13 protein-coding genes are annotated in these 14,015 nt (G+C 67.6%); 2 read left to right on the top strand and 11 right to left on the bottom strand.

The genetic code is table 11. The features are described from left to right. Positions 1-10: 10 nt before the first annotated feature. Entirely contained in the window at positions 11-991 is a 981-nt protein-coding gene (locus ACAH41_RS20730; protein ID WP_325654254.1) for a tripartite tricarboxylate transporter substrate binding protein, read from the bottom strand. 103 nt (positions 992-1,094) lie between these two features. On the opposite strand from ACAH41_RS20730, the gene ACAH41_RS20725 reads away from it, so the two are divergent. After that, complete coding sequence (locus tag ACAH41_RS20725; RefSeq protein WP_325654253.1) at positions 1,095-2,039, top strand: LysR substrate-binding domain-containing protein; 945 nt, start codon at positions 1,095-1,097, stop codon at positions 2,037-2,039. A gap of 43 nt (positions 2,040-2,082) precedes the next feature. On the opposite strand, the gene upp is transcribed toward ACAH41_RS20725, so the two are convergent. The 5 genes from upp to ACAH41_RS20700 all read right to left on the bottom strand — a co-directional run bounded on the left by upp (position 2,083) and on the right by ACAH41_RS20700 (position 7,334). After that, complete coding sequence (gene upp / locus ACAH41_RS20720; RefSeq protein WP_325654250.1) at positions 2,083-2,706, bottom strand: uracil phosphoribosyltransferase; 624 nt, start codon at positions 2,704-2,706, stop codon at positions 2,083-2,085. 14 nt (positions 2,707-2,720) lie between these two features. Further along, positions 2,721-3,941, bottom strand: coding sequence for a URC4/urg3 family protein (locus ACAH41_RS20715; protein ID WP_325654248.1), 1,221 nt, complete (start codon positions 3,939-3,941; stop codon positions 2,721-2,723). Further along, a complete protein-coding gene (locus ACAH41_RS20710; protein ID WP_325654247.1) occupies positions 3,934-5,205 on the bottom strand; it encodes a GTP cyclohydrolase II in 1,272 nt (423 codons plus the stop codon). Before ACAH41_RS20710 ends, ACAH41_RS20715 begins: the two co-directional genes overlap by 8 nt. A gap of 105 nt (positions 5,206-5,310) precedes the next feature. After that, positions 5,311-6,450, bottom strand: coding sequence for an AAA family ATPase (locus tag ACAH41_RS20705; protein ID WP_325654245.1), 1,140 nt, complete (start codon positions 6,448-6,450; stop codon positions 5,311-5,313). Then, positions 6,447-7,334, bottom strand: coding sequence for an RNA ligase family protein (locus tag ACAH41_RS20700; RefSeq protein ID WP_325654243.1), 888 nt, complete (start codon positions 7,332-7,334; stop codon positions 6,447-6,449). Before ACAH41_RS20700 ends, ACAH41_RS20705 begins: the two co-directional genes overlap by 4 nt. A 590-nt stretch (positions 7,335-7,924) precedes the next feature. Here ACAH41_RS20700 and ACAH41_RS20695 point away from each other — a divergent pair. Further along, the gene (locus tag ACAH41_RS20695) at positions 7,925-8,761 is read left to right on the top strand and encodes an alpha/beta hydrolase (RefSeq protein WP_325654389.1); all 837 of its coding nucleotides are present in this window, start codon (positions 7,925-7,927) and stop codon (positions 8,759-8,761) included. A gap of 63 nt (positions 8,762-8,824) precedes the next feature. On the opposite strand, the gene ACAH41_RS20690 is transcribed toward ACAH41_RS20695, so the two are convergent. From ACAH41_RS20690 to ACAH41_RS20670, 5 genes are all read right to left on the bottom strand, one after another. After that, complete coding sequence (locus tag ACAH41_RS20690; RefSeq protein ID WP_325654242.1) at positions 8,825-9,055, bottom strand: DUF2789 family protein; 231 nt, start codon at positions 9,053-9,055, stop codon at positions 8,825-8,827. Positions 9,056-9,235: 180 nt separating this feature from the next. Then, on the bottom strand, positions 9,236-10,219 hold the full coding sequence (locus ACAH41_RS20685; RefSeq protein ID WP_325654240.1) for an SLAC1 anion channel family protein: 984 nt from the start codon (positions 10,217-10,219) through the stop codon (positions 9,236-9,238). A 132-nt stretch (positions 10,220-10,351) separates the two neighbouring features. Continuing rightward, positions 10,352-11,011 (bottom strand): amino acid ABC transporter permease, encoded by a 660-nt coding sequence (locus ACAH41_RS20680; protein ID WP_325654239.1) that lies wholly within the window; start codon positions 11,009-11,011, stop codon positions 10,352-10,354. A 21-nt stretch (positions 11,012-11,032) separates the two neighbouring features. Beyond that, a complete protein-coding gene (locus tag ACAH41_RS20675) occupies positions 11,033-11,818 on the bottom strand; it encodes a transporter substrate-binding domain-containing protein (protein ID WP_325654238.1) in 786 nt (261 codons plus the stop codon). A 177-nt stretch (positions 11,819-11,995) separates the two neighbouring features. Beyond that, positions 11,996-13,876: a hypothetical protein gene (locus tag ACAH41_RS20670; RefSeq protein ID WP_370538445.1), complete on the bottom strand. Its 1,881-nt coding sequence runs from the start codon at positions 13,874-13,876 to the stop codon at positions 11,996-11,998. Between the last annotated feature and the right edge of the window lie 139 nt (positions 13,877-14,015).

The following is a 14,015-nucleotide window of genomic DNA, read 5'->3' as shown; positions in this document are numbered from 1 at the left end:
GCTGAGACGGTCATCCCTTGGCCAGCAGCTCGCGCAGCTTGAGCTTGTCGATCAGCAGCTTTTCCTTCTGCATGGTCTGGGCCACGTATTGCTCGTAGTCCGGGCCATCCAGGTACATCAGCGGTGCGTCGATCCGGTTGCAGGCAGCAGCAAACTCCGGGCTGGCCGCCGCCTGCCGGAAGGCCGCGCGCAGCTTGCCAAGCACGGCGGGGTCCATGCCCTTGGGGCCGCCGATGCCGTTGGGCGCGTCCACCACCACAGGGAAGCCCTGCTCGGTGACGGTGGGCACGTCCTTGAAATCTGCCGTGCGATGGGCGCCCAGGGTGCCCAGCAGACGCAGCTTGCCCGATTGCACATGGGGCGCCCAGGAGCTGGAATCGATCAGCAGGTTGACTTCGCCGCCCAGCACCGCCTGCAGGGCTGGCGCACCGCCCTTGTACGGGATGTGCAGCATCTCGATGCCGGCGACCTGGTTGAACTCTTCCATGCCCACATGCGTGGCACCGGCCACGCCGGCGCTGGCATAGGTCAGCTTGCCAGGGTGGGCCTTGGCATCGGCCACCAGTTCCTTGATGTCCTTCCACGGTGCCGCCGCCTGGCAGACGATGCCAAAGGTCTGTCCCGAGACACGGGCGATGTAGCTCAGATCCTTCAACGGGTCCAGCGGCACCGAACCGAGCTGCGAAAAACGCGCCACCGAGATCGGGATCTGGCCGATGGTGTAGCCGTCCGGCTTGGCCAAGGCCATCGTGCGTAGTCCCAGCATGCCGGAAGCGCCTGCCTTGTTGTCCAGCACCACGGTCTGGCCCAGCGACTTGGCCGCCTCCGCGCACAGCACGCGCATGGTCATGTCGGCCGTACCGCCTGCGGGCCAGGGGCAGATGAAGGTGATCGGCCGTTCGGGGTACCCGGCGGCAGAAGCGCGTCCGGTGGCGGTGAGCGCTGCTGCGCCCAGGCTGCCGAGGATGAAGTGGCGGCGGCTGGCAGTCATTGGGAATGTCTCCTGTTGTAGTGGCTGCCATTCTTGGCTTTTGCATCATGACGATCCAATCACATACTGGACTGTCTTCATTCCGTTCAGGTTATGGTTGGCCATGGCTGACATTGACCGTGTGCTGCGCTCCAACCTCAAGCTGCGTCACCTGCAACTGCTGGTGGCGCTGGATGAGTTCCGCCATCTGGGCCGCGCGGCCGAATTCCTGTCGGTGACCCAGCCTGCCGTGTCCAAGACATTGGCCGAGATCGAGCGCATGTTCGGGCTGAGCTTGTTCGACCGTTCTACCCGCGGGACCGAGCCCACCGCTTATGGCGCAGCCGTGGTGCGCTTTGCCCGCTCAGTGTTGGCCGACTACGGGCGAACGCGAGACGAGATCGCCTCCGTGGCCAGCGGCGCGACCGGCCGCACCAGCGTCGGCTGCATGGTGGTGGCGATGCCGGTGCTGTTGACCCGGGCCGTGGCCTTGCTCAAGGCGCAGTCGGAGCAGAGCACGGTGTTGGTGGAGGAGGGCGACCTGACCCGGCTGCTGCCTCGCTTGCGGGTGGGCGAGCTCGACCTGTTTGTCGGCCGGCTGGAGCCCGGCTACGCCTCGCCCGACCTGACCACCGAAGCGCTGTACGAGGAGCCGATGCGTGTGGTGGCGCGGCCTGATCATCCACTTGCCGGCCGGTCCAGGCTCTCATGGCGGGACCTTGCGCAGGTGCCGTGGGTGGTGCCGCCGCCCTGGGCGTCTTCCCGCATCAAGCTCAACCAGATGTTCTACAAGCATGGGCTGAACCCACCGGTGGACCTGATCGAGACGGCGTCCTTCCTGGCCACCCTCAGCTTCATGCGCGAGCGCGCGGCGCTGGGCTTTCTTGCGCAGCAGGTGGCGCTGCATTTCGAACGCGAGGGCTTGCTCAAGGTATTGCCCGTCCAGGTGCCGATCGAGCTGCCGCCGGTGGGCATCATCACCCTGCGCGGGCGCTTGAGCACGCCCAGCAGCGCGCAGCTGATCCAGTGCCTGCGGGAAGCTGCCAAAGGCCTGGTGGCTGGCCTGTGATGGCGAACGAGGGCCGGCGCACTGCGCCGAAGAGGCTGTGCAGCTACTTCGTCCCGAAGAGCCGGTCCCCCGCGTCCCCCAGCCCCGGCACGATGTAGCCGTGTTCGTTCAGGCCGCGGTCGATGGCTGCGGTGTAGACGGGCACGTCCGGGTGGGCTTCGGTGAAGTTCTTCAGGCCTTCGGGGGCAGCCAGCAGGCAGACGAAGCGGATGGACTTGGGGTTGGTTTCTTTCAGGCGGTCCACGGCGGCGACGGCGGAGTTGCCAGTGGCGAGCATGGGATCGAGCACGATGGCGTCGCGGTTTTCCATGTCGGCCGGCATCTTGAAGTAGTACTCCACCGCCACCAACGTCTTCGGGTCCCGGTACAGGCCGATGTGGCCGATGCGGGCGCCGGGCACGACGTTGAGCATGCCGTCCAGGAAACCGGCTCCCGCCCGCATGATGCTGATGAACACGGTTTTCTTGCCATCGATCACCGGGCTCTGCATGGCTTCCAGCGGGGTCTCGATGTCGATCAGCTGCGTGGGCATGTCACGCGTCACTTCGTAGGCCATCAGCATGCTGATCTCGCCCATCAGGCGGCGAAAGCTGTTGGTGCTGCGGTCCTTCTCGCGCATCAGCGTGAGTTTGTGCTGGATCAGAGGATGGGTGACGTGGTGGATCATGACTGCCCCGTTGCTCAAAACACCGTGCCGTCGCTGGTGATGTTCAGCGGCGGCTTGCCGCCTTCGCGCAGCGTCCTGGCGATCTCGCGGCCTGCGGCCCAGGTGCCGCCTTCGAGGATGCAGGCCAGCGGCATCTCGGCTGCGGTCTTGCCCAGCCGGGCACGCACCAGCGGCGCCAGTTCGTCGACCAGCGCGACGGTGAGCGCGCGCCATTCGATGATGGCCTCGTCCGCGGCCGTGTGCTGGCGCGCCGCGAAGTTCGGGTCGCGCGGCAGCAGCACCTGGGTGTCCAGCAGCAGGCCGCCGTTGCGGTACTCGGGCAGGCCAGTCATGCCGTCCAGGTCGGTCAGCGTGATGCCGGCCCATTCGAAGGGCTCCAGCAGCGAGTAGGTCAGCCATTGGCTCAGCTTGTGGAACGGCACCCAGCCGGCGGTGGGGCCGCTGCCGCCTGCAGACGGGTGTTGCCAGCAGTCGCCCAGCGGCAGGCCTTCAAGTTCGCTGCCGGTGAGCCAGATCGGGTTCAGGTGGTCCAGCAAGGCTTGCAGCACGCGCGGCGCGGGCAGGCGGTTGGTTTGGCCGTGGTCGGTGAGCAGGTCGAACAGCCCGCCCGGGCGGCCCTCGGGGCCGAAGGCTGCGGGCTGGGCGGCCAGCGTGTCGCCCAGCCGGCGCAGCAAGGTGGCACGGCCTGCGAGGCCGACCAGCGGGTTGTCGTCGCTCACCTGGAAGACGGCGGCCAGCGCGGCTTCGTCCACGCGCTGCAACACCGTGGCGTCCACCCGCAACGGGTCGTTTGCGTCGGACGAAAACAGCCCTTGCAGGAAGCCGCGGAAGCTCGCCACGCCCAGGCCCTCGGAGCGGGTGAACGTCTGGCCTGAAGCCGCCTCGGCGTAGCGCCACTGCGGCCCGGCGCCGGCGTCCAGCAGCACGCTGACCAAGGTCAGGTCGATGCGCGCACGTGCCTGCGCGGCTGCGTCGCGCCCCGCCAGCAGCGCGTCGAGTTCGCCTTTGCGATCCACGCCAGCGGATTCGAAATGCCGCCAGCGGCTGTGGTACGGAATGCGCAGGTCAGGGTACTGCCGGCGCGTGACTTGCTCGACCAGTTCGGCGGCGGCGTCGAGGCGGCTGCGCTGCACCGTGAAGTGGCGCGACTGGCCGGCTTCCGCCGCCGCGAGGATGTTCCTGCAGCGTTCGCGGATGGTCGCGGTGGACCGCAGTGTGGAAGCCAGGTCAGCCAAGCGTGCGCCCCTTGGTGGCCGCGAGCTGATCTCCGTCCGGCACCGCACCGTCGGTGAAATAACCCGCCGCGATCTTGGCCTCGATCTCCACCCGTGCATCGGCCGGCACCAGCTCGTCCGGGATCTTGACCCGCTCGCCGACCTCGATGCCACTGCCGGTGATCGCATCGAACTTGTCGTTGCTCATGCTGACCAGGCGGTGGATCTTGCGGATGCCGAGCCAGTGCAGCACGTCGGGCATCAGCTCCTGGAAGCGCATGTCCTGCACGCCGGCCACGCATTCGGTGCGCAGGAAATACTTGTCCGCGCTGTCGCCGCCGAGCTGGCGCTTGCGTGCGTTGTAGACCAGGAACTTGGTGACTTCGCCGAGTGCGCGGCCTTCCTTGCGGCTGTAGGCGATCAGGCCCACGCCGCCCTGCTGCGCGCCCTTGATGCACTCCTCGATGGCGTGCGTCAGGTAGGGCCGGCAGGTGCAGATGTCGGAGCCGAAGACGTCCGAGCCATTGCACTCGTCGTGCACGCGCGCGGTCAGCGTCACGTTGGAGTCGGCCAGGTCGCGCGGGTTGCCGAAGATGTACAACGTCTGCCCGCCGATGGGCGGCAGGAAGACTTCCAGGTCGCTGCGCGTGACCAGCTCCGGGTACATGCCGCCGGTCTCTTCGAACAGGTTGCGCCGCAGGTCGGCCTCGCTGACGTTGAACCGGCTGGCCACGCCCGGCAGCCACCAGACCGGCTCGATGGCAACCTTGGTGACCACGGCAGAGCCGTTTTCCAGCAGCACCCGGTTGTCCGGGATCAGGCGCTGGAAGACCATCGCGTGGCGGATCTCGGGCAGGTCGATGTGGGCCTTGGTGACGGCAATCGTCGGCCGCACGTCGTAGCCCTGGGCGATGTGTTCGCTGAACACGTCCGCGACGCTGGCGCCCCATGGGTCGATGGAGACCATCTTCGCGGCGTCACCCCACTGCGGGTTCGGGCCGATCAGGTCGGTCGGCGAGGTGTTGGTCAGGTCGGCCCGGTGGCCCTTGACCAGGTTGCCGGCCGCGACCGCCAGCGCGCGGTACACGCCATAGCTGCCGCTGTGGGTGCCGATGACGTTGCGCTGGCTGCGGTTCGTGGTGGTGCCGATGACCGGGCCGCGCTCGGCCGCGGTGGCTGCGCCCCAGTGAATGGCGGGCGCGCCGCTCGGGCCCTGCTGGCCCGGGTGGCTGGTGAGGCGGATGTGCCGGGTGGCACGCACGTCCCCTGACTTCTCACTGCTCATCTCGCACCGCTCCTGCTTGGTGGCCGACGTGAACAAGCATACGCCGCCGTGACAGAACCGGCAGCAAGTCCCGGGCCACGCCGGCGCACCGTCGCGAGACGGATGTCACCCTCCGATCACGTAGCGCACCTCGTGCGCCTCCCACGGCAGCGGCAGTTCCCAGCGGTGCAGCATGCGCGCCAGCGCCTGCTGGCTCAGCGTGGTGTCGCGCTGCCGGTTGCGCTGGAACAGCGTGGCATGCGGCACCTCCAGGTAGACCAGCTGCACCTGCGCGTCGTAGGCATAGAGCAGGTCCAGCGTCTTGTTGCGCATCTGTTCGCTCAGGTGGGTGGCGTTCCACACGAAGGGCGACTGCCGGCGCAACAAGGCCTTGGCCTTGTCGACCGCATGATGCGCGGCCATGCCGTCGTTCTCGCCGTGTTTCAGGCCCAGCTCGGTCTTGGCGTCGTCGAACGAAACCACCGGCAGGCCGGCCGCATGCCGGTCCACCCAGGTGTTCTTGCCCGAAGCCGGCAAGCCACTGAGCACGATGACCTGCGAGCCAGGTGGCTGGAACAGCGGCGTGTCCAGGTGCAGCGCCGCACCGCGCGCGTACATCAGCCGCGTGTGCGCCGAGGCGGTGGCCTTCGGGCCGTCCCAGCATCCGTCTTCGCGCGCCAGCTCCTCGAACAACGCGATGTCGTCCAGCCGGGCCTGCTGATCCTCGCAGATGCGGCCGCGCATGTCGGCCCGTGCCACGCAGACCAGGTCGCACAGGTCCAGCCCCCAGGACAGTTTGCGGGCGATGAACTCGGGCGACTCGCCGCGGCGCGAGTCGAACGCGAAAAAAGGCACCTGACGTGCGGCGACGATGCGGCAGATGGCCTCCCGCGCTGCAAACGAAACGCCGGCCTGCCACAGCAGCACCCGCACGTCGACCGCGCCGCGGCGCGAGTGGCCGGGCTGGCCGATGCCGCCGGTCAGCGGGTCCACCACCGTGGTCTCGGGCTTGCACAGGTCATGCAGCAGCGCAGCCAGGAACAGCACCTGCCGCCGCGTGTCGCCCGCCGCCTGGTAGTGCGGGTCGGCCAGCAAGGCGTCCAACACCATGCGGGTGTGGATGCCCACGTTGCCCTCGGCGTGATAACGCGGGCTTTGCGGCGTGGTCTCCAGAGCATGCAGGCGAGGAATGGCTTCGCAGCAGGCGGCCCAGTCGTAGTTTTGCCCCGGAGCGGGGCACAGTGCGTGCAAGGTGTCGGCGTTCATGCGGTCCTCCCATCCGGGTTGGGCTGTGGCCAGCCGACCAGCGGCTGCGGCGCGTAGAGGTCCACGCCATCGGCCAGGCCGTTGGGGATCAGAGGGCGGGTGCTGTGGTGCGAGCCGGAGTCCAGAATGGTCTGCACGAAGTCCGGCCGCACCCACTTGCAGCGGCCCAGCACCTGCTCGGTGTCTTCGATCTTGATGTACAGGCCTTCCGCCAGGTCGGACGCATCGGTCTGCCGCCAGGCCAGCGCCAGGTCCAGCGCCTGGCGCCGCACCGCTTGCTCAAAGGCCTGCCGCCACGCCGGCCCCTTGGCCAGCGAAGGCTGCAGCAAGGTGCGCAGCGGCTTCGGTGCCGTAGGCATTGGGCCTTCGTGCAGGACAGGCACGCTGAGCACCGGCGAGCCGGCCAGCAGCGCGTGTCGCCGTGGCGTGCTGAGGAACACGCCGGCCTGCCGGTCGAACACGTCGAACTCGCAGAAGTAATGCGGCAGCCGGTCATAGCTGACCGAGTGCTTGGCATACAGCCACTCGCCGTACATCACGTAGCGGTCTTCCAGCCGCGCAAGCAGCGTGGCCTCGTGCGCGGCAGCCCATTGCTTGAACGGCGCGAACTGGCGCTCGCGCCCGCCGCCTGCCAGGTAGTGGCCACGGGATTGCAGCAGCAACTCACCTGCGGCGGTGAACGAAACGGCGACGTTGGCGCCGTCGAGCTTTTCCTCGATGACAGCATGCTGGCCGCGCAGGTCGGCCAGCGGCACGTGCTCGTGCCCTTCGTCGCCGGCTTGCGACCGGGAGCCCTCCAGATGGGGCGTGCGGGGGTATTTCAGGATCTCCAGCGAGTGGAGTTCAGGCGCGAGCGGATGCTTCGCGTCAAATGGCGCAGACATGGTCGTGTCCAGGTTCGGGTGAACGAACCGACGACCTGACAACGCGGTGCCTGCCTGGCTGGGTGCGGCGTCTCCACCATGGCGTGGCGGCGCGGGCACGGAGCGCTTGCAGCAGCGGCCGGACTCTGGGCCATGCGCCGGGGCGGCGGCATGGCGAGGGCTGAGGGGTCAGCGCCTGTGCGAGTCGGAAAGCGGTCGACGGCTTAAAGGGCGGCGATGCGGCAGGGCAATTGAAGCTCCGTGGCGGCTGGGGTGGGAAAGGGTGCGCAGTCTAGCCAAGCGGAGAGGCGGTGACAAGGGCTGCCCAGCACTCCCAAAGGACAGGGTCAACCCGGCCATTCGACCTAGACCGGACACGGGTGTCATGGCGATGCCGGGTTTGACGTGGGTCAACACAATGATTTCGTCCAACCCACAAACCCGCCAGGAGCACCCCGGTGTCCATCGAATTCGAATCCACATTGGCGAACCTCAGCCGCCGGCAATTGCTGGTGGGCGGTGCCGGCCTGGCCGCCACGTTCGCCTTGCCCGGTGCGGCCACTGCCGCGTCTCATCTGTCCCACCCCAACGACCCAACAGGAAATCAAACCATGAGCTATGTGACCACCAAGGACGGCGTCCAGATCTTCTACAAGGACTGGGGCGACAAGTCGGCCCAGCCCATCGTGTTCCACCACGGTTGGCCGCTGTCCAGCGACGACTGGGACACGCAGATGATCTACTTCCTGCAGAAGGGCTTCCGCGTGGTCGCCCACGACCGGCGCGGCCACGGACGTTCGTCGCAGGTCAGCGACGGCCATGACATGGACCACTACGCGGCCGACGCGTTTGCGGTCGTCGAGCACCTGAACCTGAAGAATGCCGTGCACATCGGTCACTCGACCGGCGGCGGCGAAGTCGCCCGCTACGTGGCCAAGTTCGGCCAGCCCTCGGGCCGCGTCGCCAAGGCCGTGCTGGTCAGCGCCGTGCCGCCGCTGATGCTGAAGACCGCCAGCAACCCCGAAGGCCTGCCGATGGAGGTCTTCGACGGCTTCCGCAAGGGCGTGGCCGAAAACCGCGCTCAGCTCTTCCTGGACGTGCCGGCCGGCCCCTTCTACGGCTTCAACCGCCCAGGTGCAAAGACCTATCCGGGCGTGGTCCAGAACTGGTGGCGCCAGGGCATGACGGGCAGTGCCAAGGCGCACTACGACGGCATCAAGGCCTTCTCCGAGACGGACCAGACCGAAGACCTGCAGACCATCAAGGTGCCGACGCTGGTGATGCACGGCGATGACGACCAGATCGTCCCCATCGCAGATGCCGCGCTGAAGTCAGTCAAGCTGCTGAAGAACGGCACGCTGAAGGTCTACAAGGGCTATCCGCACGGCATGCTGACGGTCAACGCCGACGTCATCAACCCCGACCTGCTTGCCTTCATCAAGGGCTGAGTCCCTCCCTGCCCGAACGGAAAGCCCCGGCCTGCGAAGGCCGGGGCTTTTTTTCGTCTGCGCTCAGCGCAGCATCTGGTTCAGGCGGTCGACCACTTCGGCCCATTCGGCATCGTCGGCAATGCCGGTGCAGAGGAAGTCGGATTGCGCGGAGGTCCAGAAGCTGGCCTCGGACAGCGCGAGTCCGGCGGTCAGCGGGCGATGGGTGGCGACGAAGCCTGCGATGTCGTCTTCGGCGCTGGGCAGGCCAAGCTGCTGGAACAGCGCGGGCAGGTCGTAGCAGGGCTGGGTCATCGGAACTCCTGTGGATCGGTGGCGGTGCGCGACATGCGCCCATCGCGCATGCTCCCGCGTGCGCGGCAGTCCGTCCCCTTGCAAGTGGGCCGGGCCTGGCTCTACCGAAATGCAGAGGGGCGGAAAGCCGTTGCCGGCCCCCGCCCCCTTTGCGCTTGATGCGGCAGTGTCGCAGCGCGCTCAGTCTTCGAGGAAGGCCTTGCCCTGCAGGATGTACAACAGCGTGCGCCCCGTCATCCACAGCACCATCAGCGTGGCGCAGCCCAGCGCGACCGCGGCGATGGCGCCGGTGGCCGGGCCGGGCTGCAGACGGTGGTAGGCCAGGCAGGCGCCGGCCCAGCCGTCCAGCGGGAAGGTCATGGCCCACCAGCTGAGGAAAAACGGGCCGTGCGTGATGCGCGGCACCAGCGTGGCCAGCAGGATGGCGATGAACAGCGCCAGGTTGTAGAGCACGATGGCCAGCAGGCCAACCTGGCCGATCTGCGGGGATGTCAGCGCGGTGTAGGCGGCAAAGCCGATCGACGGCGGCGCCAGCAGGATGAACAGCGTGGGGATGCTGCGCTCGCTCAGCGGCGCGAAGAACAGCACCCGGTGCATCGCGATCGTGAAGAACACCAGCCACAGCACCAGGCCGACCGAAAAGAAGAACCAGCTGGCGTGCACATAACCCAGCGGCGCGCCGCCGACCGGCAGCAGGATGTTGCCGACCACTGGGATGAACCAGGCCGGCGTCATCACGCTTTCGTCCTGCGCGGCCAGCAGCCAGCGGCGGATCAGCGTGAGCGCCAGCGCGAAATGCGCCGCGGCGCCCAGGCACCACAAGGCGCGCGCCAGCGGTTCGTTGTAAGGCCGCAGGCCGATGGCCACGACGACGGTGGCGACCGACATCGCCGGGAAGAAGGTGGAGCGCACCGCGTGGTTGAACTCGGCGCGCACCGCGTCGAAGTGAAACAGTGCCTTGGCCACGTGCGTGACCACCAGCAGCGCAAACAGCGCGCAGCTCAGGCCTAGCAGCACCTGGCTGCACCACAGCGGCAGGCCGAACACCGCATGTGCGCCGGCATAGGCGTTGGCCAGGCCGCCCAGGCCCATGACCCAGGCGAAGTTGGCGACGGACTGGCGCGCCAGCAGGGGTTGGACAGTGGGCAGCGCGGTGGTGGTCATGGTCGTCTTTCGGAGTGGCATGCAAAGCGGGAGCGCGCATTCCGAGCGCGCGTCAGGCCCTGCCAATGTCAGCCAAGGGCCGCCCGGAAACGACCCCCATGTGGACGATGCGCAGCCCTCCCGGGTTGCTTGCTACCTGGCGTGTGCCCGGTTCAGCCGCTTTTCCTGCCAGGCCTGCAGGCGCTCGAAAGCCAAGCTCATCAGCCAGTACAGCGCGGCGGCGGCGAGGTACAGTGGCAGCGGGCGGAAGGTCGCGGCAATCAGTTCCTTGGTCGCCAGCATCAGCTCGGTCACGGTGATGACCGAGACCAGCGAGGTGTCCTTGATCAGGCTGATCAAGGTGTTGCTCATGCCGGGCAGCGCCGTGCGCAAGGCCTGCGGCAGCACCACGAAGCGCAGCGCCTGCGCATAGCTGAGGCCCAGGCTGTAGCCGGCCGCCCACTGGTCGCGCGAGACGCCGTTGAGCGCGCCGCGCAGCGTCTCCGAAAGATAGGCCGCGGCGTTCAGGCTCAGCGCCAGCAGCCCGGCGGTGAACGGCGAAAACTCGATGCCGATGCTGGGCAGGCCGTAGTAGATGACGAACACCTGCACCAGCAGCGGCGTGCCGCGCATCATGCTGACGTAGGCCGCAGCGAGGCCGCGCAGCGCCTTGTTCGGCAGCACGCGGGCAATCGCCAGCGGAAAGCCCAGCAGGGTGCCGCCCACCATCGCGCCGATGGCGAACATCAGCGTGTAGCCGCAGCCCTTGAGCAGGATGGGGGCGGCGTCCCGTAGCAAGTCCAGCAGTTCCATCGGTGGGCTTTCTTCGGCCGCTCAGCGCTCAGACGGCGCCTTGCTGACGTCCACGCCGAACCACTTGACCGAGACGGTCTTGAAGCTGCCGTCCTTGAACGCATCGGCCAGCGCCTTGTTCAGCGCGGCCAGCAGCAACGGGTTGCCCTTCACGACCGGAATGGCCGACTTCTCCACGTCGCCGACCGGCGCACCCGGCTTGATCGGCAGCGGCGAGGTCTTGACCAGGTAGCTGACCATCAGGCTGTCGTTCAGCGCGGCGTCGATGCGCTTGGCGGCCAGGTCCTGCAGGTACTCTGGCGCGCCAGGGTAGCTGCGCACTTCCACGCCCGGCGTGGCCTTGGCCTTCTGCTCGAAGTTCGTGCCCTGGCCCACGCCCAGCTTCAGGCCCTTGAGCGCTTCGAGGTTCCTGAATTCACGCGTCTCGTTCTTGCGCAGGATGAGCTGCGGCGCCGAGAGGGTGTAGGGCTCGGTGAAATCGAAGGCCTGCTTGCGCTGGTCGGTCACGCCAACCTGGTTGAGGATCACGTCGTACTTGCCGGCTGAGAGGCCGGCCAGGATGCCGCTCCACTCGGTGGTGGTGAACTCGGCCTTCACGCCCATCTTGGTGGCGATCAGCTTGGCCAGGTCGACCTCGAAGCCGGCCAGTTCGCCCTTGTCCTTGAAGTTGAACGGCGGGTAGGTGCCTTCGAGCGCGACGCGCAGCGTGCCGCGGCTTTTCACGCCGTCCAGCAGGTCGGCCGCGTGGGTGGCGAAGGCGGCAGTGGTCAGCGCCAGGGCTGCAACAAACGAGGTGGAAATCTTCATGATCTTGTTCGCTTCCTGAGTGAGGCGATGCCTGGTGGCATCGAAGGGAGTGAGGCCGCCACAGGCAGCGCGGAGATTGTGGACCAAGGCCTGTAGGGCTGCTGGGCACGGGGCGAAAGCACCAAGAAAAACGGCGCCCCGCAGGGCGCCGTCGGCGGAAAGCTCAGGCTGTTCGCCTCACGGGAAGCTGGTCACCGTGACCGGCGTGCTGGGGTTGGTGATGACCGCCGGGCCGCCGGTGCTGTTGATCACGTTCAGCGTGCCGCCCATGCCGTGGCTGGGGTCCAGGAAGACGGTGGTGAGGTACTTCAGGCTGCCCTTGGGCAGGCTGCGCGGCACTTCGAAGGCCCGCGCGGCGAAGATGTCGATGCCCTGGTTGAAGAAGCTGTACGAACCCAGCGCCCAGGCATTGAAGGCCTTCACGTCCTTGCCCACCTTCAAGGCGGCCCAGCCGGGGCTGGTGGGCGACTTGGACCAGGCGGCCTGCGAGGGCGGGTCGTAAGGCATTTCGTTCTGGAAGAAGATGACTTTGCCGCGCTCACCGTTCCAGATCGCCTGGTGCTTCTGGTAGTGCTCGACGAACAGGCCGTAGGCCGTCACATCGTCGCCGTTGACGATCACGCCGTGGTCTGCGGGGTTGACCGTCCAGCCCACGCCGTTGCCGTGGTCGGCACGCCAGGCCCAGATGTTGTCCAGGAGGGTGCCGCCGGTGTTCACCGCCAGGCTGTTGGTGGCCGAGCCGGCCGCCATGCCGCCAATGCGGAAGAACACGTCGTGCAGCGCGACGGGCTGGTCGGGGAAACCGGCGGTGTTGGCCTTGGTGCCGACCTGCAGCAGCACTGAGGACAGCACCGGGCCGGCGTCGAAGATCACGCCTGCGATGTCCACGCCCGGCACGTCCGCGACCTTCATTGCGATCACGCCGCCTTGCGGCACCAGCGTCGGGAAGCCCAGGCCCAGCACCACGGTGCCGGCCTTCTTGACCTGGATGGTCTGGCTCAGCTGATAGACGCCCGGCGTGAGGATCAGGTGCTTGCCGGCAGCCAGCGCCTGGTTGATCGCGGTCACCGAGTCGCCAGGCTTGGCGATGAAGAAGTCGGCAATCGGGATCGCGGTGCCGGCGGTCGGGCCGTTGGCCCAGGTCGTGCCGCTGGAGTTCTTGCGCAGGGCCGGCACGAAGACGTTGTAGCTGCCGTCACCGTCCACGTAGAGGTAGGGCGCCTCGCGCGTCACCGGGCTGGTGGCCAGCGTGGTGTAGGGACCGCAGTCGGTGCTGGCGGGGAAGCATTGCGCAGGTGCGCTCAGCACGCTGGAGAAGACCTGGTTCCAGACGCCGTTGCTCCAGCCGGCCATCGCGCTGTCGCGCACCAGCCATTGCTGCTGCGAGCCGTTGATCACGGTGTTCTCGAACTTCGAGTCGGCAATGAAGCCGCCGCTGGCATAGGACGGGCCGGTGCAGTAGTCCATCAGCGTGGTGTTGCCGTTGACGCGCACGCGGCGCATCGGCGCGGCCTGCGAGACGGCCCAGAACTCGCCGGCGTAGCAGCCGAAGCTGCTGTTGCTGACCTCGATGTTCAGGTTGGACAGCGAGCGCCAGAAGTTGCTCAGCGCAAAGCAGCCGCTGCTGTCGCACTGGTTGTAGACGTTGATCGAGCCGGTCACGGTCACGTCGGTGGGCGAACGGCCCAGGCCGGCGACCGCGGTGTTGTAGCCGACCTGGAAGTTCAGCGGCGCGGCGGGCGTGCCATAGGCGCCGGGCATGAACAGCACCGCGTCGCGCTCGGGGCCGAACTGGTTGGACACCTGGCGTGCGGCAATGCCGTCGACCACGGTCTGGATGTCGGCCAGCGCCATGTCGGGCGTGAGGATGTGCACGTTGGGACCGAAGTCCGGCGCGGCGGCGACGCTGGGCTTGACGGACTTCGCGAAGGCCGAGGCCGACAGGCCGGTGGTCGCGATGACGGCGGCCAGCGCCAGCATCAGCGGTCGTGTGCGCTGCGCATCGGCGCTGCGGCGTGCGGGCGCACAACCCGCCGGTGAGGTGGGAAGAAGCTGCATCTCTGTCTCCTTTTGTTGTGGCGGCGGCTGCGATGCGGGCAGCGCGCTGCGCCGGTTTGGAACCGATTCCATCGGTGCCGCGGCGCAGCTTACTCCGCAGGAGTTTCGAGGGGGTTACTTCTTGTGCGTCACGGCGCTG

Origin of the sequence: Ideonella sp. (assembly GCF_041287625.1) — a bacterium.
Classification (GTDB): domain Bacteria; phylum Pseudomonadota; class Gammaproteobacteria; order Burkholderiales; family Burkholderiaceae_C; genus Ideonella.
The sequence above is the reverse complement of the archived record's forward strand: the minus strand, read 5'-3'. Positions and strand labels throughout refer to the sequence as shown.